We start from the raw sequence: 23,653 nt of genomic DNA, 5'->3' as shown, positions 1-23,653 counted from the left end.
GCATGAAGAGACGTGGTATTTTCCTGCCAAGCACGAGGTGTTAATCACGGCCGCTGGGGGGATTGCTCCAGAATAAAGTCCACTGCCGCCGGTAAATCCGGGGCGGTGAAATCGGGCTGAGCCTGGTACCGGTTATCATGGCCGGCATAGCCGGTTTGCAGCAGAATCGATTTTATTCCGGCCCGGCGGGCGGTTTCGATATCGACGGAGGTGTCGCCGATCAGCCAGGAACGGGCCAGGTCCACGTTGAAATCCGCCACCGCCCGGTCCAGCAGGCCGGTTTTGGGCTTGCGGCAGTCACAATCGATCTTGAGTTCAGGCCGTTCTCCGGCAAACCCCCGGTGGGGGTGGTGGGGGCAGAGATAGATGCGATCCAGATAAGCTTTTCCTTCACCCAGCAGGGTTTCCAGCTTGTTGTGAATGGCGCGCAACTCGGCAAAGGAACAGTCACCGCGGGCCACCACCGGCTGGTTGGTCACCACGCAGCAGCGGTACTCGGAACGGTTCAGGCGGCGCACCGCCTCGATCACCCCCGGCAGCAACTCCAGCTCTTCTGGGCGGCGCAAATGATTCACCTCCCGGTTCAGGGTGCCGTCCCGATCCAGAAACACCATGGCCTGGGGGTGGGCCAGGCTGGCCCGCTCGATGCGGCCGGCCTGAAAGTCGCCACAGACCCGGTCCAGCCGTTCCGGGGTGCCGATATCCTTGATGTACTCCGGGCTGTTGTACCCTTGCAGCAGCAGCTCTTGGGCCAGCATCTCCGGGAACAGCTCCTTGCCGAAGTCCAGCATCTCCGGGCGCCCACGCCAGGGCGTCAGGGCGTCCCGCTTGAGCCAGTAGAGGGCGGCGTTGACCAAGTTGGGCAGATAGCGGCCGGGAGGGTGGGGGTAGGGGTGAAAGGCCAGCACCCGGTCGGAATCGTCCACCTCCACCAGGTCGGAATCGTGGGGATGGTCGTTGGGGTGCAGGAAGAGGGTGGCGGCCGCACCTTGCCGCCGTCGGTGAAAGGCATGAAAGCGATCCAGGTCCACCTCCAGCATGGTATCGCCGTACATCACCAGAAACTCATCGGCCAGCCGGTCAAACACCGCCAGGGTGGCCCCGGCGGTGCCCCGGGGTTCACCATCGTCCAGGCAGTGCAACTCCAGCCCCCAGTTGTTGCGGGCGGCGCAGAAGTCAATGATCTGCTCGGCGGCATGGTTGACCAGCACCAGCACCTGGGTGAAGCCGTAACGCTTGAGCAGCCCGATCTGGCGCTCCAGCAGCGGCACCCCGCACAGATCGACCAGGGGTTTGGGCCGCCCGTGCAAACGTTCGCGCAGGCGGGTGCCGCGGCCGCCGGCCAGAATGACCGCCTGCCGACTCACCGCGATTCCTGCTCGAAGATCTGCTCCACCGCCCGGCGAACCGCCTCGGCCGAGCCCAGTCGCGGCCGCCAGCCCAGCGCCTTGAGCTTGTCGATGGAATATACGAATTTAGGCACATCCCCCACCCAGCCGCGGTTGCCTTCGCCGTAGCAGATTTCCGCCGCCGGCGCTACCCGGTCGCGCACCGTTTCAGCAATAAAGCGCACCGTGATTCCTTCGTCATCGGCGCCGACGTTGTAGCAGCAGAGTTTTCCGGGGTCCCGATCCCGGATCAGCAGCATGGCTTCGATCAGCTCATCAACATGGAGGTAGCTTTTTTGCTGGGTCCCGTTGCCCAGCACCTCCAGGCGGTGGGGGGTAGCCTTAAGCTTGCGGATAAAATCCTGAATCACCCCGTGGGTGGCCGGCACTCCAATCACATTGGGGAAGCGAAAGACCAGGGCCCGCCCCAGGTGGCTTTCGAGGGCCGCGCTGATCATGGCCTCGGAGGCCAGCTTCATGGCCCCGTAGTTGGAGATGGGCTCCAGCGGGCCATGCTCTTCGGTGAGCCGCAGTTGTCCGAAATCGCCATATACCGCCGAACTGGAGGCAAAGGCCAGGGTGCCGATGCCCAGCTCGCGCATCAGCACCAGGGTGTTGAAGGTGGTCATGAAGGTATCGCGCAGGTCCACCTGTTCATCGGCAATGCCAGCGGGGATATCGGAATTCGCCGCCAGATGCCAGACTTCGGTAATCGGCTCCCGGCGGTGCAACTCCTCCAAGGCGCTTCGATAGGCCGCCAGATCATCCAGGTCCAACTCGGCAAAGCTGAAACGGGGGTGGGCAAGCAGCGCGGCCAGGTTGGCCTTGCTGCCCCGGCAGAAGTTGTCAAACCCGGCCACCCGCTCGTCGCGGGCCAGCAGCACCTCGGCCAGGTTGACCCCAATAAATCCTGCCACTCCGGTAATAAAAATACTCATCTCCTGGTTTCCTCAGACTTGGGGACAGACTTGAAATCTCTCCCCGATCACGCATCAGTTATTGGTTCACCGGCGGCGCTGCGGCGGAACAGTTCGCCCAGGTGGGCCGTCTCGGTGTCGGAGTGGTGGCGTTCACGGGCCAGCTTATGGGCCGCCTCCCCCATGGCCCGCAGTTGTTCAACCGGGAAGGCCAGCATCTCCTCCATGGCGGTGGTCAGGTCATCGATGGAGCCGGCCGGAATCAGCCAGCCGTTTTCACCGGGGCGCACCAGTTCGGGAATACCGGCGATGTAGGTGGAAATCACCGGCCGGCGCAACGCCATGGCCTCCATGATCACCATGGGCAGGCCCTCGGCAAAGCTGGGCAGCACCATGCCCCGGGCCAGCCGCAGTTCTTCATAGAGCCTTTCGGTGCTGAGCGCCCCGGTCAGTTCCACCTGCTCCTGCAGGCCATACTCTGTGATCAGGGCGGCCAGGGTATCATGCAGCGGCCCGCCGCCCACCAGCACCAGCTTGAATTCCACCCCTTTGCGGGCCAGCCGGGCGGCGGCCTTGACCAGCAGCGCCTGCCCCTTCTGCTCCACCAGCCGGCCGATGCAGACCATCCGGGGGGTAGCCGGCGGCGGTTCCGGCGGGGTGGCGAAGATTTCCGGTTGCAGACCGCAACGAACCATCCGGACCTTGGGCCAGTCGGCATAGCTGCAAGCACGGTACAATTGGCTGCGGGTGTAGGAGGTGATAGCCACGGTAAATGCCGAGCGGTGAATTTTTTCGCCCAACCCCAGATAATACGGCTTGTCGAATTCCAACGGCCCATGGACCGTGAAACTGTAGGGCGGCCCCCCCAAGGTCCGAACCAGCATCACGATCTCGGCCGAATTGGTGCCGAAATGGGCGTGCACATGGGTCGCGCCATGCTCCCGCAGCCAACCCAGCACCCGGCAGGCCTCGACCAGGTACATCAGGTGATAGGGAATGGGGCGGGTGGCTTTCCAGCCCATGCGCAAGGCCAGAGCCACTGCGGCTAGAAAGCGGCCAGGCGAGGCCAGCAGGGTGCGGAGTACAGCGCCGATCAGCGGCAACGGGCCACCCTTGAGCACAAAAAGGGTCTTGGCCCGTTCCGCCGGGTCGGCAGCATCGGTCAGGTCCCCTTCCCAGCCGCGCAGGGCGATCCGCTGGACATCGAAACCCTGCCGCTCCAAGGCATGAATCTCTCGCCGGATAAAGGCGTGGCTGATGGCGGGATACAGGTTGATAAAATAGGCAATACGGGAATCAGCCGGCACACGAACCTCCACTGCCTACTCCTTGCAGATCATAGCCGCACAACCGCTGCATCACGATGTGGCCAAAGATGGCGTGGACATCCTCGGCTACCTGCATATCGTCAATATCGGCCCAGATTGCATGCTGGGCAAGCTCCTTGAGCTTGCCGCCCCGGTAGCCGCACAACCCCAGGGTGACGGCCCCGTTGTCATTGGCGTAATTGATGGCGCGGATCACGTTCTCGGAGTTGCCGCTGCCGGAGATGGCAATCACCAGGTCGCCCTTCTCCAGTACATTTTTCAACTGCTCGATAAAGATATTCTCGAAGGAATTATCGTTGCCGTAAGCCATCACCACCCCGATATTGTCCACCAGGCTGCGGCCCCGGAAGGGTTTACCGCTGGCCATGAAGATGCTTTTGTTCCAGTCGTTGATTAAATGCAGGGCGGTCAATGAACTGCCGCCGTTGCCCAGGGTAATAATCTGGCGGCCGGCCTGCCAGGCCTCGGCAATCAGGCGGATGCCGTTATCGATCTGATCACGGTCCAGGTTGGTCAGCATGGCGGTCAATTTGGTAAGATAGGCGTCAGCGGTTCCAGCGTATTTGTTCATTTCACTCTCCCTGTTGTTCTCTTAACGGACATGAGGTGATCGGCGGCACAACGAACGCTATTTGATGCGCTCCTGGACAAAGTCAACCACCTTATCTACGCAAGCGAGCAAGGAAAGCTCGCTGGTTTCCAGCACCAGATCGGGATTAAGCGGTTCCTCGTAAGGAGAGCCGACCCCGGTGTAGTTTTTTATCCTGCCTTCACGCGCCATCTGGTAAAGCCCCTTGACGTCTCGCTGTTCGCAGACTTCCAAGGGGCATTTGACATATATTTCGTAAAACCGACCGCGGCCGATCTGATTGCCGCAACGCTCACGATCAGCCCGAAGAGGCGAGATAAAGGCAGTAAGGCAGATCATACCGGCATCCAAGAAAAGCTTAACCATTTCAGAAATGCGGCGCAGGTTTTCGGCCCGGCCGGCCGGCGAGAAATCCAGGTCACCGCAAAGGCCGTGGCGTACGTTATCGCCGTCAAAAACATAGGTCAACCGCCCCATGGCGTGCAGGCGTTCCTCCACGGCGTGGGCGATGGTGGACTTACCAGATCCGGACAGGCCGGTGAACCATAGCACCAGGCTTTTCTGGTCCAACAAATTTTCCCGGTGTTCGCAGGTTATCTTGCCCCGGTAGGAGACAGTGTTGGCGCTTTTCATTGCTGGTCTCTCTTCGCGCTACGGCGACTTCAATTGATTAATGATAAAAAATAATCCGGCTGCCCAGCGGTTCAAAACCCATGGGCACCTGGCGCAGGCCGGGCAGGGCCTCGCGGATGGCCTGGTGCTGATACGGCGGGGCGTAGAACATCAAAAAGCCCCCGGCGCCGGCCCCCAGCAGCTTGCCGCCCTGGGCCCCGGCCGACCGGGCGGCATCGTACCACTGATCGATCTCGGGGTTGCTCACCCCGGCGGTCATGCTCTTTTTCAGTTCCCAGTTTTCATGCAGAATCTCGCCAAAGGCCGAGACATTGTTGCGTTGCAGTTCCTCGCCCAGCAGGTAAGCCAGTTCCACCATCCGTCGCATGCCGGTGCGCTTGTCCACACTGGCGGCCATATCCTCGGACTGCCGGCGCAGCAGCTTGGAAGCGCTGCGGGTGATGCCGGTATAAAATACCATAATACCCTGCTCAATGGCCGCTATGGTCTCGGGCCGGCAGATAAGCGGCGAAACCAGCACCGATTCATCCGGCTTGAACTCAATCAAATTGAAGCCGCCAAAGGCCGCGGCATACTGATCCTGCTTGCCAATTGGCTCCCCGCAGATGTCAATCTCGATCCGGCAACTGTCTTCGCCGAGCTGGGCACTGGAGACATAACGGTGCTGAAAGGCGTTAAGTACATGCAACAGGCCAACGGTGAAGGAGCTGGAAGACCCCAGGCCGGTGCCCCGGGAGGGGATATCGGCAATGGTGGTAATTTCGATGCCACCGTCAAGTTCCAGAAACTTCAGCGACTCACGCACCAGTTCATGGCGGATGTCGGCAACCTGCTCGACCTCCTCGGTAACCGAATATGATACCCGGATGCCGTTGTCAAACTTGCGGTTGACCGTAACATAAATATACTTGTCGATGGCGGTGCTCACCACCGCCCCGCCATATTCGCGGTAAAAGGACGGCAAGTCGCTGCCGCCGCCGACAAAGCTCATGCGCAGGGGGGTTCGACTGATGATCATTTATCACAACCTCCTCATTTCCCGAAGGCAAATTCGCGCAATCGGAGCAGCAACGGCTCCGGCGCGGTTTCGCCGACCGTCTTTGACGGCTTAAAAGAGGCAAGCTGCGCCAATTTCTCGGGCAGCTCGCTTTCTTTATAGGCAACCATTACATAACCGTGCTGCTCAAAATAGTTCGCCGTCGCCACCTGATGGTCGTTGCGTGTTTCGCCGAGGGCAGCCCGCCGAGGCAGGACCAGCAACGGCTTGTGCAGCTTCAGGGCGGCGATGATGGTCCCTATTCCCGCATGAGCAACAATGGCGTCAGCGGCTGCAATATGATGATCAAACTGCTCCGGCGACAGGTATTTTTCCGATTGGATGGTTTGCGGGAACCGCTCCGTGGCCCCGATCTGGGCAAATACATCATCGCGGCCCTGCTGCCGGGCCCAGCGATCCACCGCCTCAATCAGGCGATCAAAAGGCATCTGGTGGCCGACGGTGACGAAAATCACAGCACCGCTCCAGCGTACTCGGGACCGTCGGGTCGGGCCAGGTGCGGCCATTGGGTGAGCCAGAGATCGGCAAACCTGCCGGCCATCTGGCCTGCCATTGACAATTCATCCACGTTGGCGATGCTGTCGATCCAGATGGTGCGGGCCCCCAACCAGCGGCCGAATCGCAAGGAAAAATACCCCGGCGCCGCGCCGGTTGTAACGATGATGTCGGGCCGCACCCGTAAAACAACCCAGAGCACCCGTAAAGCGAGCTTCAACAGGCCGAGCCGGTTCCACCTGGTCGCGTCGGGAATCACATGCAATGCTGCACCGGGCACATCACGCTGGTATTCGGGTTTTACCGTGGCCAGCACGACTTCCCCCTGCGCAAAGGCCGGCAGTACCCGCAGCAGCTCTATCCAGTGACCGCCACCGCTGGATACCGCCAGGATTTTCAGTAAACGGGGTTGATCAGGCATTACCTGCTTCCACTCTCGGCGGGAATCGTTTGCGGATTTCATCGTGATACTTCTGCATGGTCCGCCGCTTCCCGCCGACCAGCGATTGCAATTCATACTTCCGCAGGTGTTTCAGATAGCTCTTATCATCGTGTCGTGGTTCCCCCCGCAGCATGGCCTGGATGTAGCCGCACAGAATCCCGATGCCGCTGATCACAAAAGGCCGCTCAAACAGGCGATAGACCGTAACCGCCAGGGTGTAGGGCAAGGACGAGCCCATGAAATACTTCCCGCGCCCCCAGCGCATTCGCCCCGTCCAGAAACTGACCTGGCTGGAACCCATGCGCCGCAAATGAATGATTTGCAGATCCGGTTCGTTGATGGAGCGGGCAACCCAGCCCTTCATGCGGCACATGTGGCCGTCAATGCCATCCCAACTCGCTTGGTGGACAAAACCGCCAATTTCTTTGAAACAGGGCACCCGGTAGAACTTGGTCGGGCCGACGGAGTTCTCATCGCCGCAGCGCTCTTCAACCAATTTATCCCCGTAGCGCAGAAAGAGCTTGCCGGAAACCGTCCCCAGCCAGGGATCCTGTTCGCAGTGCTCCATTAGCCGCTCAAAATACCGGGACGGCAGTTCCAGGTCGCCGTCCAGTTTGCACAGGTAGTCGTAGTTGTTTAGATCCACATGGGACAAGCCTTCATAAAAGGCTTCAATCACCCCCGGCCCCACCGCCCGCTGGCCGCGATCTTCCCGCCGCACGACCTTGAGGTAGGGATACTGCCGTGCCGCCTCCTCCAGGATTGCAGGTGTTGCATCCGTCGAACCGTCATCGACAACCACCCACAAGGCCGGCAATACCGTTTGCTGGGCGATGCTGGCGATGGTCACGCGCAGATAATCCGCCTCGTCCCGACAAGGGGTGATCAGAACATATCGTCTCGACATGGATCAAAATCCTCTTTAGATGCTTTTTTAGCCGGCAGGCCAAAACAGACAGATTCGTTGCTTAACGAAACCCCATGGTCCTGTCAATGCAAAAACCGAAGGCCGGTGACACCTTGGTGCATCAGCCTGCAATGCTGCTATTGGGCCGCCTGGATGTGGCGCTTGCGTTTGAGGTAAGCGCTGTATTTATCTTTTAGTATTTTCAGCAGCCGCGACGGGGAGCGCTCCCAGTGCCGGGCGAGATCAACCGCTTGCGGCCCGAAGCTCTTTTTGAAGCGGCCGGGCCCCCCGTCCGATGAAATAAAATCATATCTTTTCAGGCCCATGGCCTTGGCATCAAGAATAGAACGCCAGATCAGCAGGTTGCTGACCGGAATATTGCGAAATTCCTGAAAAGTAGCCCCGCCCCAGTAATACATGGTATGCGAATTAAAAGGCAGTATCAGCGTCGCCGCGCGCTTACCGTCCACAAACGCCGACAAGGCGTGAAGGTGTCTCGCCGGCGTCAGACGCTCCCAAACCTGTTGGCAGAATTCGCGGGTATACGTCGGCTGAATTTGCGATTTGGCAAATGTCTCCTCGGACATTCGCCAGAAGTCCTCCAAAAAACCGGCATCACTTTCCAAGCGAATTTCAGCACCCGTTTTCTCGGCCTTGCGAATGCTGTTGCGACACCTGCTTTCGAGTGCCGCCCACAAATCTTCCTCAGTCCGCGACAGATCCGTCCAATAGGTTTCAAATTTTCTCACCAGCTCGAACCCAAACGGCGTCAGGTCCACGTCATGCCGGTGAATAAGGGTGCGGCAGGCGAAATAGGCGTAACGCTTGAACAACCGGTGCTCGAGAAATGCGCCAAGCAGCTCCTGTACCTCCACATCTTCGGCAATCAAAGGCCCCATGTAGGCAGTGCTCCAGCCCGGCAAGGGCGAGCCGATGATCCGGAACGGCCCTTTGCGTTGCTCCAGATAAGGCCAAATGGCAACACATCGCCCACCCCGCTCAGCCTTAACGCAAACCGGCCTCACCCCGTACGCGGCCTGGATGGTCGCCAGCCACGCACTGGTATGGAATATGGTGTAATCAGGGAACGCCCCCAGCAGCGCATCCCACTCTGCAGAACAGGGATCAACGGCGCTGACGGTAATCTGGGCCGGAGAACGTATGACGCTGCCTGCCCTATTCGACGGCATCGGCGGCACCTTTGGTTGGGTTGGGATGGTCATCAATATCTCCATTACCATTAAGGAGCTCAGTCACAGTGCATACCTGCCAGCCTTTCTCGCGCGCGGTTTCAAGCAGCATCCGGGTCAGGGCCAGCACGTAGTGCTGACGGTCATCGCCCCGGTCGTGGCTGTGCAGCAGCACCACGCCGCCGCCATCGCGCGCCACCTGATCAACAATCAGGCGCGGGTCGGTCAGCACCGGCCAGGTATCGCCACCATCGTGGGTCCAGAAGCAAAGTGGCGAGCCGAGCTTTCTGGCTAGGAGCAGGGTCCACAAGGTCAATTTGCCAAACGGCGGGCGAAACGGCGCTTTCCTGGTTAGCCAAGGCAGCATGGTTTGGTAACCTTCCCACATATCCCGGAAAGAAACCCAAGGCAAGGTGCGCCAAGGATGCCGATGCCGTTGGGCGTGGTAACCCATTTCATGCCCTGCCGGATGCCTGGCGATCGCTGCAAGGGCTTCAGGGTGCTGCTGCGCCCGAAAGCCGACGATAAAAAACGATGCCCTCACCCCATAATCAGCGAGCAAAGTAAGCAACGGCGGCGTCAACAAAGGTCCGGGACCATCATCATAAGTTAGGACAAGTTTGTTGCGAGACTTCAACAGAAGCTCGCTTTTCAACCTGCGCTTGACAAGCAGCCCTGGCCCAAGTGATAGCACAAGAATCAGTCCAATGTTAATCACCAGTCCAGCAATAACAATAACAAACCAGGAATACATTATCCCTCTTGCAATCGGTTGGCAATATCCCTTCGCCACGGAGGCCATCATATGTTTTTGGGTACAACCCTATCCCGACCATTTTTTGGTCAGCTTCGATATTAATTCAGGGGAATAAAAATGTTGGGCAAACTTGGTGGAATAAATTTTATCACAAGCTGAATTTGACAGTTTTAAGTTATTCTTCACGTAATTTTGTAAATCTAAATACTTATCATCTTTATGCAAATGTGAATGCAATAACTTTATCCTGTGATTATCTAAATTAAAAAGCTTTGCCACTCCTTCATTAAAGGCTTGATCAAGGTTCTCAAAGCGCAAGAGGAGAATATCGAATCGTGGGTCATTGATTATCTTGTAACCACGATCTTTATCAAAATCATGGCTGTAAACATCTACCCCCAATTCATCATAGAAAACATCGTCAAACCAAGTAGAAATTGCCCACCCGGAAGGATCGTCTCTTTCTGTTATTTGTTGAAAATGCTCTATGGCTTTTTGCGTGTCCAACTCACCGTTTTTCCCAAGGATATCCGCAAAATACCGGCTGACATTCATGAAGTGAAGAGATATCATTACGCTAACAGGGTCTCTGAACACGGTGATAATTTTCCATGGCTGGGCGGGGGGGCTGTCCCCGAAGGAAACTATTTTCTCCCCAATAATCTTACCCAGCACCATATATCTATCCACACGATGGCCACGCTCTTTTACTTTAGCAATCCTTTGGCTTGCCCGGTGCGACGATATGGTATGCACGTGATAAACGGGAAACTTTAAATCGGCAGCGAGCAAGGATGTATAGAGACTGGTTGATGCCACACGACCGTATTGGTAAATCAAAATTAGAGGGGTTCCGTTTTTTATCGACCTGTTTATCGCCCAACGATCGAAGATCGTTTGCCAGATTCTAGCAACACTATAAAGCCAATTTGGAGCTTTTGAGATCAGAACCGTGGCTGACTCTCTGACCGTTTTGAGGTGGTTCATTAGGCACCTACTTTAACGAAGATCATTACCCAAAATCTGTTTGTAAATAATCCACGCTGCTATGAGTACAGGAATTACTGTCCCCGATATTACTGCAAAAAACCAAACATGGGTACCGTAGTTTTCTCGCACCCACAGGGAAAAAACAACTAGTCCCCCCCCAGCAATCCCTGCCATAAGGGTAAAACGGAGGCTTTGTCTCAACATTTCGCCTTTTCTGTTGGGTACGTAGCACAATAAAAACAGGTGTGAAGCCAGAGGACCAATGGACAGGCCAAGGATAAACCCGGGCAGGCCCGCAACCCAATAACCAGTGATAGCTAAGACTATAAAGGAGGTTTGAATGACATTAGAGAAAAAAAGCACTCGTGCATTGCCAAGGGCCAAAGGAATTCGATCCATAGTAATCAAAAGAACCCTGGTCCAGATGAGCACCGCCAACCACTGGGAGATGGCGCCCGCCTGGTGGTAACGCGGATCCCACAGGGTTTCAAAAAAAAGGGGGGCGCCGACCGAAAAAGAGATACATACCGCCAGACCGGCCCACAGTACAACTTCACGGGATCGCAGGGCCACATCCATCAGTTTCGTTGGTTGGTTCTGAAATTTGGCGTAGACTGGAAACATGACGGTACTGCCCAAGCGCCTGGCAACCTCCATCGCCACACCAGCAAAAATCAAGGCAATGGAGTACACCCCCAAATCTGACAAGGTCAGAATATTTCCCAATAGGAGTTTGTCAAGGTTCGCGGCGAGAAAGGTGAAAGCGGTACTAAGAAAAATCCATTTTCCGAATCGGAACAGCTCCCGGCTGCATGCCCGATCCCATCCCAAGCTCACACGATGACCCGGCAACAGAAAATGGCTGCAGAGCATTTTTACAAAAGCAGCTACCAACCCTCCGGCCACCATGGCCCAAGGGGTAGGATTTAACAGAGCCCAGCCGACCATTACCGTCAGGGAAACGACCTGGACCCCCAGCTCAAGCATTGTCAATCGCCCAAGTTGTACCTCTTTGTTCAATATAAACAAAGAGGTAGAGTTGAATCCGGCGAAAATTGCGGTAACAGCTGTTACCGGTAGTAAATATAACAGTTGCCAAGCATCGGGGTCATTCTGGGCATACAGCCAAGTGAAGGGCCAAGCAAGAATGCAAGTAACAACCCATAATCCAAAGCCACGAATTATCTGGATGGTCCAAGCGGTATTCTGGAAAGCTGGCTCCTGCCCCCTTTTATTTTGAATGATGCTAGGCCCGATTCCAATATCGGAAAACATCTCGAGCCCGGCCTTGAAAACCCTAACCAGGGCCATCAAGCCGAAAATTGCAGGCGATAGCAGCCAAGCCAAGATCAAGTTGCCACCAAGGCGCAGAAACTGACTGGCCCCGTAACCAGCCATGGTCCAGGCAGAGCCGGTAAGTGCCTTTGATTTTATTGATTTTTCGATCACTGATACACGCGTCGGTGGGTAAAACGCGCCAATTTATTTTATATTGTGTTGGGTGATTTTTTCAATTTCTGACTTTGTTATAGAGCTTAATTGTGCCAGTCTGAGTTTCTCGGCAAATTTATTGATAGCTAAAAGCCAGAATCCGTATTTCTGTATCTTACTTTTTTTTACCAATCTTTTGTTATCATTGAGAAGCTTACAGCGCAAATCATCACTAATTGTAACAGGATCTAGGCCCGACAATTCATAATTAAATCTTTTTAATAAGTCGCCAATCTCAGATTCAACCAATCGTGTAGTTTCTCTAGTAAAGTGATCGCGCCAATTTGCTGCTTTTTTTTGGCCAGGACTACTGTAACTGCTTGTTTTGCTATAATCAAAAAATGATTTGTCGTACGATATACGAATAAAATCACTTAGTCTTGCGAGCTCTGTTTCAGGATTGCTGACCAACTGTTCAAAACGCACCTCGATAATGTTCGAAGATGAAATCTGGGCGTTAAGCTTATCGTAGCTGGCAATAGCATTCTTCCAACGTTCTGTCGCTGCCCAAACATTCCCATACCATCCCATTTTCATCGCAGAATGAGCCACATCACGACCATCCCGAACCAAATGAATGTAACGGGCTTCCGGCCAAATTTTCGGGAGGTGCTCGAAGCCGAAATGGACGGTCATCCCTACAATCGGCTTCCCTGTCAACATGATTTTTTGCCGCAAGAAACTGCGGAGTAGTTCACGATAGGATAACGAACCATCAATTATAAATCCGCTTCCCCGAAAAGCGCGGTTGCCGCGCAAAAAAACGTAGTATTCTCGAAGTTCCCTGCCTTTAGGTTCCTCTTTTTGGTTGATTAGGGGTTGGATTATATAATCAGACTCAGAATGAAAAGCTAACTGGGGATGGTGGCTCAGCATGAGCCGAAGCAGTGTTGAGCCCGACCTTTCACTTCCGATTAGAAAAATCGGGTATTCGGCACCTTCATAAACTGTATTATTTTTCACCACAAAGCACCTCGCTGCAACATAGCATCTCAACTTTCTGACTTGCGAAAATTATGCACTAATACGCTGAAATAGCGAACTTTTTAATAGAAAAACCCTTTGCTCCCTAGTATATTGTGTTTACCAAAAACATAATAAAAACAAGGAGAAAGGGCTGGTCAACTATAGCGAGAAGCATTTTGAAGAGCAAGAGGAAATTCGCCTGGAGAATACCATTGCTTCGTTTTTCAGCGATTTCCAGGTGGGGCACCTGCTCAATGGTGCCGGCATCCGCAAGCTGCGCGGAGCCTGGCCGCTGAAGGGTTTCGCGGCAATTTTCCGCTTGCCCTTGGCGGGGAAGAACTTCTACCGCAGCATTGTGGAACAAGATGACCTGGGGTTCGGCAAGGACGCAGCCTATGCCCTGCTGCGCAACCCCCGGCACAACTGGCGCCGGCTTATGCTGGGCGGGCTGTATGCACTGCTGACAAAACGTCCTGGGCGGGCACGGATTTTGGCCGCCGTCAACGTGGAGACCAGGCAGGGGCAGCAGGTCAGGATCGTGTTTGTGCGCCATCGACACAAACGGGATTGGCTGGCCGTCCTGCCCACCCGAGTGGATCTGGCTGACGAAGAGATCGTTCGGATCTATGGCAAACGCTGGGACATCGAGGTGTGCTTCAAGATGCTCAAGCCGCACCTGCGGCTGGAAAAGGAGGCGCAACTGAGGGATTATGACGGGTTGATCGGCCATTTGACCGTTGTGATGACCCGCTACATGTTCCTCTCCTTTCGGCAGCGACTGCACTCCGACCAGCGGACCGCCGGCAGTCTCTTCCATGCCTGTTGCGAGGAGGTGAGGGACCTGACCCTGCTGGATGCCATGCAACGCCTGATGACCCTGGTGATTGATAGAATCCGGGCCACAGGAGAATTGCCCGAAGATGTCATCAGCAAGATGATTGATGCCATGATGGGTGCAATGGCGGAGATTATGGAAACAATTCGCAGATCGCATAGCAATAAGTACGGAATAGTAGAAGGTTAAATCAAGTCAGAAAGTTGAGATGTTAATCTGGCAATCTACTACAGGTCATAACCATATTGACTTAACTTAATTCCGGTCAATTCCTGCAAGGCCCTGTTGCTTTTTTGATACCGATCTTGAATAGCATCCTCAACCGCTTTCTCTGCATGTTTTTTTATCCTATCATCGACACCATCAGGAAAGAAACGGCACATATATCGGGTGCCCCGAACAAGTCGGTTTCTGAGTCGACTAGATGGACGGGGGCGTGGCCAGTCGCTGGCGAACCATTTGTTCAGCCAGGCTATCATGCTGGTTTCAGCAGGCCGCAAGCCCACATTTACTTCGGATTCGACAGGGGAAAAGTTTTTTCTTTCCACGCCGGAAAATTTGTAAATAGTGGCCAGGTACTGATCCCGGTCGGCTCTAAGCATTTCATATGGTATAACCAGGACCCTGTCCTTACCATAAAGTGAGTACAGATACGCCACTATTTTGTGGTATTCAAAAACATCATACCGGAAAAAGGGTGTTATGCCAGGTGCTGTTTCAGTCAGATATTTTGTTGGGGGCACTCCTAAACCAAGCTTGACATTGTGAGTATACCACGACAAGAGCATCCTACGTTGCTCACGGACGGCAATAATCACTCGACAACCTGGAAAAGTAGCCTTTATTTGTTCAAATGGCCGCGGGTCAGGCGGAGCGGGGGTAAAAAGTTGCGCAGATATTCCTTCGTGATGAAGTACAGGGATTAAGCCTCTCTCGACGGCAGCACTGATTAAGTTACCGTAGCACTTTCGCGGCTCATGCGGATTAAAATCGAACGGATTGTTCAAGATAAAATCCCTGGCAACCGCGTCCATACTGCCAACCAGCTCAAAACCCGACGACGGAGCGTCCCAGAGATTGGCCAGAAGCCATCTGGATGCCGTTTTAGGAAAACCAGCATATATCAGCAAATTACTAAAATCACCTTGCATCTCTAGCCATCCCTTCTCAACTGTATCGTCCCTTTCGCTCAATTCTTTGAATCACCCTACCGGGAAGCAGAAGAATCGGCCGCAGGGCCGATTGCCGCCCCCACTGTTCAAAGCTATGCCGCCAGCGCCGGGCTCGGTTAAGCAACGACGGCATTTCAACGCAGCCCTGGGCAACCGGGATGGCGTCGGTCATGAACTTTTTTTTGTAGGTCACCATATCCCTGCCGAGATCAATGTATTGAATGTGATTTGTGCAACAGGATCTGATCAGCTCCACCAGCAGGATCAGGCCCGGCGAATAAGGTTGAAAAGCCTCATCATAGCCGGGGAACCAGGAATGGAGGACGTTGTTGGAACGCATGCCAAAATGAACGGCAGCCAGCTTGTCACCGACATATACAGCGGACAGCACCCCGCCGAAATACTCGGAATCGGCCTGGTGAATGATCTTCACCAGCTCCACCGTCCAATCCAGGCCAAAATAGTCCACCGCACCCGTACGTTGGCACTGTTTTCTCTTCCAGTCGATCATGGCCTGGAACACTTCGGGGTCTTTGCTGTTCAGAACAAAAGTATGGGCTCCCTTTTCCCGCTCCAGGCGGCTTATCTTACGGTAGGTTTCTTTAAGCTGTTTGCCATCCAGTTTTAGCCGTGTCTCTTCATACTGTTGGTAGCTTTGCGCGGTGTTGATGATCGGCGAGGGCAAGGTGCTAATTTGGTAGGGCAACCACTGGCTTTGGGTTGTCAACAGGTGGTCGAACTCCCAGCGGACCAGCTTGCAGCCCCGCAGCAGTTCGGCCACGCCCCAACGGGATTCTGCTTGGGCAATAACCCCGTGGTAATCGGAAAGGCCCAGGCCGACGGGCTTGGCTACCCCGCCCCATTTGCGATGAAACGGGAAAAAACCTTTGATTTCATTGTGATCTTCCAGGATGCCGATGTAAACGTCATCGCGCACCGCGGCCACGGCCTGGGTGAACTCGGGCCGGAAATAGGGGTTGGCCAGGGTCGGCTCCGCCTGTTGGATGGCAGACCAGCGGGCGGTTAGCTCGGGAGTCAACTCGCGGGCCGGAATAACGGAAAATTTCATCAGGCATCACCTGGTTGATCTTGGCCGGGCCGCTAAAGCAGCGCCAGCCGCCTTTCCAGTACTTGTATATTCATGTCCTGGTGAATGGGAAAACAAACCAGTCGTTCCCAGAGCCGCATCGCCCCGCCGTTACGCTCGACCACGGCCTGGGGCAGGGTGGGCCAAGAGTGGATATCCACCCCGGCCCAATGACCGCGGGCATACCACTGCAAACTGTCGGCCACAGATTTGGCATAAGCCGGAAAAACCAGCGGCATGGCTCCCGCCGCCAGTTCCGGGAAGACCGGCTGCAGCCCCCGGGTTTTGGCCCAACCTAGCCAAATACCATAAATCCGGCGACGCAGCTCTCCGATTTTTGTTACATCCTGCCGGTTCAGGAAGCGATCCACCCCCGCGGCCATGACGAAGTCGCCGGCCAGGGGTGCTTCCCGGAAAGCCGTCTGCGAACCGTATGGCGGCGGTGGCCCCAGGCGGCGGCGATATGCAATCGTTGCCCGCCGCCGCCTTAGCAGGGCGGCGGGGATCAGGCCCTGTAGCCAGCTCCGGCAGCGCCGACGCAAGGAAGCACTGGTAGGCGTCAGCCGAAGCGCCGCCAGGTCCAGCATTTGATCTTTGGCCAGGTAAAGAAAGGCCCCGTTTGGCACTGGAAAGCTTTTCCGGGGTGAGCTGATCCCGATCTCCCCGAAGGTTCCCAGGGCTTGCCCCTCAAAAGTTGCGCCAAAACCATGGGCATTGTCTTCAATTAGCAGCAGCCCGTTCCGGCGACAGAACCCAAGAACCTCCGCCATGGGCTGCGGCTGACCGAAATAATGGACCACCAGCAGGGCTTTGACCGGGTCGGCAAGCAACTGCTCCAGTTGGCCCCATTCGGGTTCCAGGGTTGGCCCCACGGGATAATAGCACACGCCAAGCCCTAGGTCGGCCAGGGGTTCCAGCAGCGATTCACAGATCAGGTCCGGCACCAGCACCACGTTGCCCGGTGTAAAGCCGCTAGCCTGCAGGCCGTATTTGAGCGCGGTCCGGGCGTAGGCGAACTTGTAGGGCGCGTGATGATTAGCGACCGGTTGCCGGTCATCGGCCAGGGCCGGTAAATCCTCCGGCCGTCTGCCGAAAAAAATGGCGCCCTCGCCGGTGCAGGGCAATACCTTGGCCATGATCTGTTTGCTTCCTTTCAATCGGGGAAAACCGGTAATTTCAGGATGGGCGAACGTAAACGCAAGCCCAGACTTTTGTACGATCTTCCTCGCAACCGTTCTCCGGCCGCCCGCACGGTCATCAACAACAGTTCGCCGAGTTCGGCCGTAACCGCCGCCGGCCAGCCAAAGTGTTTTATCAGATAATAAAAACGGCTTCTGAAGTAGTGCTCGGCAATGGTGTCCCACATCATGTGGGCCCCGGTTGCCTTGGCCGAGGCCGCATTGACGTGTTCGGCGACGGCTTCCCCCACGGTCCAGATCTCCCAGCCCGCTCGCCGTGCCCGGCGACACAAATCCGTTTCTTCAAAATAGAGAAAGAAACGCGGGTCGAACCGGCCGATCTCTTCGATCATTTTCCAGCGCAGCAACATAATCGAACCGCAAACCCAGTCCGTCGCCTGCGGCCGCTCCCCGGGAACCACGTGGCGCATGTCCCGTTCCGCCCAGCCGGGCAATATTGGCCGCAGCATGATCTTCCAGGGGTCGGGGAGGGCGCCGGTCGGCTGCAGCTCGCCGGAGGGCTCTTGCACCGCCGGGCCGCAGATACCCACCTGCGGGTTTTGTTCCATAAACGTAAGCAGCCGGGTCAGGGCGTCGGCAGCAATCACGGCATCCGGGTTCAGCAGTAAAACATAAGGTGTTGCCACCAAGTCAAACCCCCGGTTGCAGCCCCGGCCGAATCCGATATTGCCCTGGCCGCGAACCAAGGTAGCCCAGGGCGCGTGCGCGGCCACAAAGTCGGCGGTCCCGTCATTGCTGGCATTATCCACCACCACCACCGCCAGGCCGGCATCACAGGATTCCCGTAAAGAATCCAGCGTTGCCCCAATGGTATTTCGCGACTGATAGGTTACGACAACCACCGTAACCTGCGGTTTGCGCTCGGAATCTGTTTGCTGGCCGTGTGACATTATAGCGGCATCCTTTGCCGCAGGCCCATTATTTTGATCATCTTATTAACGGCATGTTTAAGAAAAGGGCTGGCATCAGTCAATTCCATCATTTTCCACCGCCAGCCGGCCGCAGGCCCATAAACCTTGCGCAAAGCGTGTGGCCACTGAATAATGTCCACCGCAAACCATTGTTTAAAGGGCTCCGTACCGGCGAAATCATAACGCGAACAACCGTGCGCCCGGGCCCAGGTCATGGCCGTCAGGTGCAACAGGTAATTTACTCGCAATCTCCTGGCCTCGGTCGTTCGGCTCATACCCCCCCAACCAAAATACATATGATCGCCGACTATCGTATTGAACAAGCTGGCCATGGGCTTGCCGTTATGGTAAGCGATGAAAGGCTGCACCTTACCAACTGGACCGAAAAGGCGCCAAAGATAATCGAAGTATTCGCGAGGAAAAATCGGAAACGCCTGATGACCAGACGATGCCTGATGCAGCTCGTAAAATTCGCCAACCGAGCTTTCACCACCGGCCAGTACTGTCACCCCGTTTTTAAGGGCACGCCTGGCTTCATAGGCCACCTTTTTATGCATCTTGGTCAACAGTTCATCGTCAGCCAAGTGCAAAGGCACTGTAACTGAACGTAGGGCGCAGGTGTGGAAACTGGAGCAGATAAACCCCGCCTCTTCCAGGGCCTTGCGTGCCGTGGTCTGGTGGGGAAACAGGTCCACTCGCACCGATCGGTAAGCGTTTAGACGGGCCGTTTCCTCCAGATCCTTAACAACCTGACGCATCACCCGCAAATCATCATCAACCGCTAACGGTCCCCTTTGGATATGAGCAAACTTGCCAAGCGGCGTGGACTGGACCAGAATTTGTACGCCGCCAACGGCAACTCCGCCGTTTTCTACCACCACCCGGTTACATTGATAACCATAGGTGTTACGATTGGCAGCATACCGGCTGCACTGTTCATGATGGCCGTAGTCACAGTTGTTTAAAAAATGGTCCCATTCCTGATCATCCACTGATGCTGATGATTCCAGCGAAGTACCACGGTCGGCACTACCAGTATAGTTATTGGCAGTCGTGCCGGTATCATCACTCATCGGCCCAGTCTCCGCCAGACGCCGGTATTTGCCGCACAGGTTATCAGGTCGAAATTATCCATGGTTGGCGGGGCTTCAATTCGCGGCAGGTCAAAAAGATCCTTTTTACTGTTGATGGCGATGTCGTAGCCGCATCTCCCGCAAGCTGCCTCAAAACCGGCCTCAGCCACCAGTCTTTGCAACGGTTTTGAGGTTCGGCTGTAACAGAAAGAAAAGTACCGGGGCGGCCTGCCGAGCATCTCCTTAATACGCTCGGCGCACCCGGTCAACTCCTTAATGGCGTCAGCTTCGGAAACACGGGTCAAATCAGTGTGCTCCAGGCTGTGGCCCCCGATTTCAAAGCAACGGTGGCGGGAGACCAGGGTTTGCACTTCTTCCCAGTTCATGGTCAGCCGGGGTGGGTGCCGGGCGGGCGCAAGCTGGTCGTACAAATTTGCCAGCAGACTGTGACGTTTTTCTCGGGCGGCAACTAGCAGGGTGCTGCAGACGGCCCGGTAAGCGGCTTTATGCTGGACTGGCTGCTTAAGGTCATAAACTTGCGGCGAATCGCTAATCCATTTCAACTTGTTCCTAGTGCGTGCTTTGAAAGCAGCATAAGCTTGGTCCACCCATTGGTTTTCACCACGATCAATGTATCCGGTTGGCAAAAAAAGGGTGGCCGTCAATCCATAGTTCTCCAGGATTGGAGCGGCCACCGTGAGGTTATCCAAGTAACCGTCATCGAAGGTGATGACCACGGTTCCTTTTTCGGGCGTCTGGCCCTGCTTAAGGCAGGAAACAAGTTCTACCAGAGAAACAACGCGCCTCTCCCGTGAGAGAAACTCCATCTGTTGAGTAAAGACATCTGCTGGAACGTGGTCACGCGGATCAATCCATTTGCTTTGGGCTTCCTCGGCCGCACTATGGTACATCAACACGACTGCGCCTTCACAGCCTCGCAGGCTGCTTGCGAGATTCATCAAGCCGACGCGATACACCAACCTCTGCAAAGAATGACCGTTTTTATTGCCAACTATGTTTTTCAGATCAGGCACTTAATAGTCCTCGGGTATTGGGCCACGCCCAAATCCGGCTCGGATGTAATTGATTGCTGCGCGAGCGGTAAATTCATCCCGCCAGTTGGGTCGCTGCTGCTTTCTCAGTTCATCCACAAAGGCTTCGAGGGTTTCATCGTAACCCAGCGAGGCCGCGTAGGTGGCCAAGGAACGATCAGGATCAGAATAGTTCGGATTATCTGCGACTGAAGTTGTATCCTTGGGGTCTAGGGTATCGCCCCACTCGGCAAGGGTCATCGTGGTTGCGCCGGATGTGAGCCACTTATAATCTACGCGATTAGACCAGTATTTATTACCTTTTGACATCGAAATAGCACTCATCGGCGCTGTTGATCGGATTAAGACGCTATCATCCACCTGATTCTCCAACTCATTATCAATTAGCTTGATATTAGAGAGGGTGTTTGAACCTATCTCCGCCAGATAAATACTCTCTCGCCCATGGTTATAAACAATGTTTTTCTCGAAATCGAAATTTCGGAACATTGAATATGCTCCATCATTAGGGTCATGGTCATCCGCATAAAAACCGACTTTGGGATACAGGCTATTAGCAACAATATTCTCAAGAGCGTAGCCCTCAGACACGCTGTTATACCTGAAACCATGACCGTAAGCATCCACGCTGTGGTTTCCGGAAGTGCCATATCTCATAGCTAAAATAACATTGTAAGCAGAGTTAGCTATGAGGCCAGCTGGCCTTGCTTCGTGATTTACACCCTGCTGAATTCCTGAAGTGCAATGAGAAATTACATTACCAAAAGCATCCCCACCAGAACGCATTTGGATTCCGCTCGTCGCAGACATGATAGAAAAGTTATTCCGGAAAACGACACCCTCATTGGTGTGAGACAAATACAAATTGCGATTAAATGTGGTTGCGGTTTCTGGTATATCGGCTCGCCAACCGTTCTGATACCATGTTGAGTCCTCTAAGAGCAGGCCGTAAACATAGCTTGTCCATATCCCTTGAGCATGGGGTCCCCCTGGCAAAATGTAGTTTTTTTCAGTAAAGCATCGCCTAAAAGCCACATTGTGGAACTCGGCGGGTTTGTCATCATTAGACCACCCTTGAACAACCCAGCCAATATAATCGGAATGTACGTCCTCAACTAAAATATCATGGCCACCCCCCACCCACCTTATCTCTGAACCACTTTGCTCACTGCTTTGGTAGTTGGAATGCCCAGGGTCTTTGTGCGCTGCATAAAAATGAAGATTCGCGAAAATTAAATATGACGCCCGCATAGTAGACATGATATTACCCACTGGCCTTAACACAGGTCTTGCGCTGTTATTCCCATACGATGAATAAATCGCTCTTTCTGTTACCGAGCGCCCGGACCTGTTGCCAACAGGTAAAGTTTCCACCCACTCGTCTCCCCTTTTGAGCAACATGATATCCGGGTAACCGTCTCGCAACTGTTTAGCACCCCCTGCTAAAGTCTGATAAGGATTAACCGGCCCCGCCGACTGGAACACCCCATTCTCATTAAAAACAAGATCGTCGACTGAATAAATAGATCCAGTTGCATCATTTCCTTCCGAGCTGGAAACAAATACAACCCTGGCATCCTGGTATAAATTCTGTTCCTTGATCATGTATCTAAAATCGGTCCAGCCATTTATATCCAATGGCAGGCCGGTAAATTCATGTATATTAGCTGGTGGTTTCCCCCATACCATCAAGCCGGTGGCAAAACTGTTGGTAGTCGCACCGAAAAGGAAAAAACCCGCAACCAGTGCCAGCCCCGTTAGTAACAATTTATAGTTTTTCATTGATTTATCCTCCTGGTGTTGGCACCAAAATTTCTCACTTTGAGAACTTTGGTTTTCCCGTTTTCTTGCGTTAAAAACCAGCCGATTAGTGCGCCGGTGCTCACTATGTAAACAGGGTTGATCATGCCATTAAAAATGCAGTCAATCATGAACATGATTACAACCGAGCTCAGCGCCAGGGGTATTACCATCGAGTCAGCGGCTTTTTCCGTGGGGTTGGTCATAGCTCCCAAAACCTTCCATGGTCCCAGCATCATCGCGCCCAAAAAGGCGAGCAAGCCGAAAAACCCATTGATGCTGAAATTGATCAACCATAGTGGGTCGATTGCCCGAACCACCCGCCGGCCTGTTTCCGGGTCTATGGGCCAGTTGCGCTGGTGGGTTCCCCAGCCAAACAGGGGGCTGTTCAAGGTGTGCCGGATGAAGTTGTCTTCCTGCGTCAGCCGGGCCAGCAATGAAGGGATACGTCTTTCGTCGACCAGGTGGGCCATCACGCTGGCAACATTGTCCATCTCGATGACGCCGGTGATGCGAAGCACCAGATAAGCAGGAATTCCCAGCACAAGCAGGGTAAAAGGCAGGCTGGTTTTCGTGTACCTGTAAACATAGTAGAGACTACAGCCCAGGAACATGAGCAGAATGCCGTTTTGAGTTTTGCAGAGCAAGGTGGTGATTGCCAGGGCCATAACAATGAACCCCATGGGGATGCCTTTGATCTGTTCCACGATTCGGCTGCGCCACAGCCAGAAGGCCACGGTGGTGGCCATCGCCATCCACAAGGCCACCATCAGGCCATGATTCATAAAGACAATGGGTCGGTAGCCGCCGTATCTGGCATGCTGATGGAAACTATGGGGGAAAAAACCATAAATTGTGTTGCTGAGCTGGGGGCTCATCCTGATTTCGTAGAGACAGAGCGGGAGATAGATCAGGCCGCCAATGACAATGCCCCGGCAAAGATCGTGCAGGGCTTCATGGTTGGTGAAGTAGATTCGCCCGGCCAGGTAAGGAATACCCCAGACCATAATCTTGGTGAAGGTGCCGGAAATCCCGTCATAAAGTCCCAGTTGGTTGACCAGGGAGGTGGGAATGGCGGAAAAGCACCAGAGCACCATGGGCAGGTCGTAAATTTTCCACTGGAAGTTTGCCTTCTGCCGTTGCCCGGAAAGCCAGCCGCCCAGAACCAGCCCCAGGGCAATGGCGGAGTGCTTGTCAAAGGTGGGAATCCCCTGGAAATTATAACTAAACACCGGCAGCAGCAGCCAACCGCCAATAACCGAAACCAGCACGGCCTGGTGGGGCTTGAGGGTGCTGAACAGGAAGATCGTAAAGGGCACCCAGCCGATGAGCATTATGGGAACGAGGGGGGTCATTTTTCACTCTTGCTCAGCA

Annotated in this window: 23 protein-coding genes; 1 reads left to right on the top strand and 22 read right to left on the bottom strand. The window is 54.7% G+C overall.

Annotation, left to right across the window (positions count from 1 at the left end):
- Nucleotides 1-44: 44 nt before the first annotated feature.
- The 14 genes from ACHHRT_RS09115 to ACHHRT_RS09050 all read right to left on the bottom strand — a co-directional run bounded on the left by ACHHRT_RS09115 (nt 45) and on the right by ACHHRT_RS09050 (nt 13,147).
- The gene (locus ACHHRT_RS09115; protein ID WP_395499457.1) at nt 45-1,367 is read right to left on the bottom strand and encodes an HAD-IIIA family hydrolase; all 1,323 of its coding nucleotides are present in this window, start codon (nt 1,365-1,367) and stop codon (nt 45-47) included.
- Complete coding sequence (locus ACHHRT_RS09110) at nt 1,364-2,326, bottom strand: NAD-dependent epimerase/dehydratase family protein (RefSeq protein ID WP_395499456.1); 963 nt, start codon at nt 2,324-2,326, stop codon at nt 1,364-1,366. The genes ACHHRT_RS09115 and ACHHRT_RS09110 overlap by 4 nt, the downstream gene beginning before the upstream one ends.
- Nucleotides 2,327-2,373: 47 nt before the next feature.
- On the bottom strand, nt 2,374-3,612 hold the full coding sequence (locus tag ACHHRT_RS09105; RefSeq protein ID WP_395499455.1) for a glycosyltransferase: 1,239 nt from the start codon (nt 3,610-3,612) through the stop codon (nt 2,374-2,376).
- Entirely contained in the window at nt 3,602-4,204 is a 603-nt protein-coding gene (locus ACHHRT_RS09100; protein ID WP_395499454.1) for an SIS domain-containing protein, read from the bottom strand. Before ACHHRT_RS09100 ends, ACHHRT_RS09105 begins: the two co-directional genes overlap by 11 nt.
- A gap of 57 nt (nt 4,205-4,261) precedes the next feature.
- Nucleotides 4,262-4,855, bottom strand: coding sequence for an adenylyl-sulfate kinase (gene cysC, locus ACHHRT_RS09095; RefSeq protein ID WP_395499453.1), 594 nt, complete (start codon nt 4,853-4,855; stop codon nt 4,262-4,264).
- Nucleotides 4,856-4,892: 37 nt separating this feature from the next.
- The gene (locus ACHHRT_RS09090; RefSeq protein WP_395499452.1) at nt 4,893-5,873 is read right to left on the bottom strand and encodes a GHMP family kinase ATP-binding protein; all 981 of its coding nucleotides are present in this window, start codon (nt 5,871-5,873) and stop codon (nt 4,893-4,895) included.
- A 14-nt stretch (nt 5,874-5,887) separates the two neighbouring features.
- Nucleotides 5,888-6,367, bottom strand: coding sequence for a glycosyltransferase (locus ACHHRT_RS09085; protein ID WP_395499451.1), 480 nt, complete (start codon nt 6,365-6,367; stop codon nt 5,888-5,890).
- Complete coding sequence (locus tag ACHHRT_RS09080) at nt 6,364-6,828, bottom strand: UDP-N-acetylglucosamine--LPS N-acetylglucosamine transferase (RefSeq protein ID WP_395499450.1); 465 nt, start codon at nt 6,826-6,828, stop codon at nt 6,364-6,366. Before ACHHRT_RS09080 ends, ACHHRT_RS09085 begins: the two co-directional genes overlap by 4 nt.
- Complete coding sequence (locus tag ACHHRT_RS09075) at nt 6,821-7,756, bottom strand: glycosyltransferase family 2 protein (protein WP_395499449.1); 936 nt, start codon at nt 7,754-7,756, stop codon at nt 6,821-6,823. The genes ACHHRT_RS09080 and ACHHRT_RS09075 overlap by 8 nt, the downstream gene beginning before the upstream one ends.
- 137 nt (nt 7,757-7,893) lie before the next feature.
- Nucleotides 7,894-8,979 (bottom strand): lipid II:glycine glycyltransferase FemX, encoded by a 1,086-nt coding sequence (locus tag ACHHRT_RS09070; protein ID WP_395499448.1) that lies wholly within the window; start codon nt 8,977-8,979, stop codon nt 7,894-7,896.
- Nucleotides 8,933-9,751: a polysaccharide deacetylase family protein gene (locus tag ACHHRT_RS09065; RefSeq protein WP_395499447.1), complete on the bottom strand. Its 819-nt coding sequence runs from the start codon at nt 9,749-9,751 to the stop codon at nt 8,933-8,935. Before ACHHRT_RS09065 ends, ACHHRT_RS09070 begins: the two co-directional genes overlap by 47 nt.
- Nucleotides 9,752-9,769: 18 nt before the next feature.
- The gene (locus tag ACHHRT_RS09060) at nt 9,770-10,690 is read right to left on the bottom strand and encodes a putative capsular polysaccharide synthesis family protein (protein WP_395499446.1); all 921 of its coding nucleotides are present in this window, start codon (nt 10,688-10,690) and stop codon (nt 9,770-9,772) included.
- A gap of 12 nt (nt 10,691-10,702) precedes the next feature.
- Nucleotides 10,703-12,142 carry an oligosaccharide flippase family protein gene (locus ACHHRT_RS09055; RefSeq protein WP_395499445.1) on the bottom strand — a complete coding sequence of 480 codons (1,440 nt, stop codon included), beginning with the start codon at nt 12,140-12,142 and terminating at the stop codon, nt 10,703-10,705.
- A gap of 33 nt (nt 12,143-12,175) precedes the next feature.
- Entirely contained in the window at nt 12,176-13,147 is a 972-nt protein-coding gene (locus tag ACHHRT_RS09050) for a sulfotransferase family protein (RefSeq protein ID WP_395499444.1), read from the bottom strand.
- A gap of 154 nt (nt 13,148-13,301) precedes the next feature.
- Between ACHHRT_RS09050 and ACHHRT_RS09045 the strand changes: the two genes are divergently transcribed.
- The gene (locus ACHHRT_RS09045) at nt 13,302-14,174 is read left to right on the top strand and encodes a hypothetical protein (RefSeq protein ID WP_395499488.1); all 873 of its coding nucleotides are present in this window, start codon (nt 13,302-13,304) and stop codon (nt 14,172-14,174) included.
- A gap of 38 nt (nt 14,175-14,212) precedes the next feature.
- Here the strand turns inward: ACHHRT_RS09045 and ACHHRT_RS09040 are convergent, their stop codons facing one another.
- From ACHHRT_RS09040 to ACHHRT_RS09005, 8 genes are read right to left on the bottom strand one after another with little or no spacing between them, the layout of a single operon-like run.
- Nucleotides 14,213-15,136, bottom strand: a complete 924-nt coding sequence (locus ACHHRT_RS09040; protein WP_395499443.1) for a sulfotransferase — start codon at nt 15,134-15,136, stop codon at nt 14,213-14,215.
- Between the two features lie 16 nt (nt 15,137-15,152).
- On the bottom strand, nt 15,153-16,226 hold the full coding sequence (locus ACHHRT_RS09035) for a GNAT family N-acetyltransferase (protein ID WP_395499442.1): 1,074 nt from the start codon (nt 16,224-16,226) through the stop codon (nt 15,153-15,155).
- Between the two features lie 32 nt (nt 16,227-16,258).
- On the bottom strand, nt 16,259-17,401 hold the full coding sequence (locus ACHHRT_RS09030; RefSeq protein ID WP_395499441.1) for a DegT/DnrJ/EryC1/StrS family aminotransferase: 1,143 nt from the start codon (nt 17,399-17,401) through the stop codon (nt 16,259-16,261).
- A complete protein-coding gene (locus ACHHRT_RS09025) occupies nt 17,398-18,333 on the bottom strand; it encodes a glycosyltransferase family 2 protein (protein WP_395499440.1) in 936 nt (311 codons plus the stop codon). Before ACHHRT_RS09025 ends, ACHHRT_RS09030 begins: the two co-directional genes overlap by 4 nt.
- Nucleotides 18,333-19,427, bottom strand: a complete 1,095-nt coding sequence (locus ACHHRT_RS09020; RefSeq protein WP_395499439.1) for a lipid II:glycine glycyltransferase FemX — start codon at nt 19,425-19,427, stop codon at nt 18,333-18,335. The genes ACHHRT_RS09025 and ACHHRT_RS09020 overlap by 1 nt, the downstream gene beginning before the upstream one ends.
- On the bottom strand, nt 19,424-20,461 hold the full coding sequence (locus tag ACHHRT_RS09015) for a polysaccharide deacetylase family protein (RefSeq protein WP_395499438.1): 1,038 nt from the start codon (nt 20,459-20,461) through the stop codon (nt 19,424-19,426). Before ACHHRT_RS09015 ends, ACHHRT_RS09020 begins: the two co-directional genes overlap by 4 nt.
- Nucleotides 20,462-22,261, bottom strand: coding sequence for a hypothetical protein (locus tag ACHHRT_RS09010; protein ID WP_395499437.1), 1,800 nt, complete (start codon nt 22,259-22,261; stop codon nt 20,462-20,464).
- Nucleotides 22,258-23,613, bottom strand: a complete 1,356-nt coding sequence (locus ACHHRT_RS09005) for a hypothetical protein (protein WP_395499436.1) — start codon at nt 23,611-23,613, stop codon at nt 22,258-22,260. The genes ACHHRT_RS09010 and ACHHRT_RS09005 overlap by 4 nt, the downstream gene beginning before the upstream one ends.
- Nucleotides 23,614-23,653: the final 40 nt, after the last annotated feature.

The sequence above is a fragment of the Desulfurivibrio modestus genome, assembly GCF_044068625.1.
Lineage (GTDB): Bacteria > Desulfobacterota > Desulfobulbia > Desulfobulbales > Desulfurivibrionaceae > Desulfurivibrio.
The sequence above is the reverse complement of the archived record's forward strand: the minus strand, read 5'-3'. Positions and strand labels throughout refer to the sequence as shown.

Excerpts from the sequence above, each read along its gene's own strand:
- ACHHRT_RS09005 (WP_395499436.1), bottom strand. The coding sequence starts at position 23,613 with ATGCTCATCGGCTGGGTGCCCTTTACGATCTTCCTGTTCAGCACCCTC.
- ACHHRT_RS09080 (WP_395499450.1), bottom strand. The coding sequence starts at position 6,828 with ATGCCTGATCAACCCCGTTTACTGAAAATCCTGGCGGTATCCAGCGGT.
- ACHHRT_RS09040 (WP_395499443.1), bottom strand. The coding sequence starts at position 15,136 with ATGCAAGGTGATTTTAGTAATTTGCTGATATATGCTGGTTTTCCTAAA.
- ACHHRT_RS09075 (WP_395499449.1), bottom strand. The coding sequence starts at position 7,756 with ATGTCGAGACGATATGTTCTGATCACCCCTTGTCGGGACGAGGCGGAT.
- cysC (WP_395499453.1), bottom strand. The coding sequence starts at position 4,855 with ATGAAAAGCGCCAACACTGTCTCCTACCGGGGCAAGATAACCTGCGAA.
- ACHHRT_RS09025 (WP_395499440.1), bottom strand. The coding sequence starts at position 18,333 with ATGTCACACGGCCAGCAAACAGATTCCGAGCGCAAACCGCAGGTTACG.
- ACHHRT_RS09100 (WP_395499454.1), bottom strand. The coding sequence starts at position 4,204 with ATGAACAAATACGCTGGAACCGCTGACGCCTATCTTACCAAATTGACC.
- ACHHRT_RS09070 (WP_395499448.1), bottom strand. The coding sequence starts at position 8,979 with ATGACCATCCCAACCCAACCAAAGGTGCCGCCGATGCCGTCGAATAGG.
- ACHHRT_RS09035 (WP_395499442.1), bottom strand. The coding sequence starts at position 16,226 with ATGAAATTTTCCGTTATTCCGGCCCGCGAGTTGACTCCCGAGCTAACC.
- ACHHRT_RS09065 (WP_395499447.1), bottom strand. The coding sequence starts at position 9,751 with ATGATGGCCTCCGTGGCGAAGGGATATTGCCAACCGATTGCAAGAGGG.
- ACHHRT_RS09020 (WP_395499439.1), bottom strand. The coding sequence starts at position 19,427 with ATGAGTGATGATACCGGCACGACTGCCAATAACTATACTGGTAGTGCC.
- ACHHRT_RS09110 (WP_395499456.1), bottom strand. The coding sequence starts at position 2,326 with ATGAGTATTTTTATTACCGGAGTGGCAGGATTTATTGGGGTCAACCTG.
- ACHHRT_RS09060 (WP_395499446.1), bottom strand. The coding sequence starts at position 10,690 with ATGAACCACCTCAAAACGGTCAGAGAGTCAGCCACGGTTCTGATCTCA.
- ACHHRT_RS09010 (WP_395499437.1), bottom strand. The coding sequence starts at position 22,261 with ATGAAAAACTATAAATTGTTACTAACGGGGCTGGCACTGGTTGCGGGT.
- ACHHRT_RS09090 (WP_395499452.1), bottom strand. The coding sequence starts at position 5,873 with ATGATCATCAGTCGAACCCCCCTGCGCATGAGCTTTGTCGGCGGCGGC.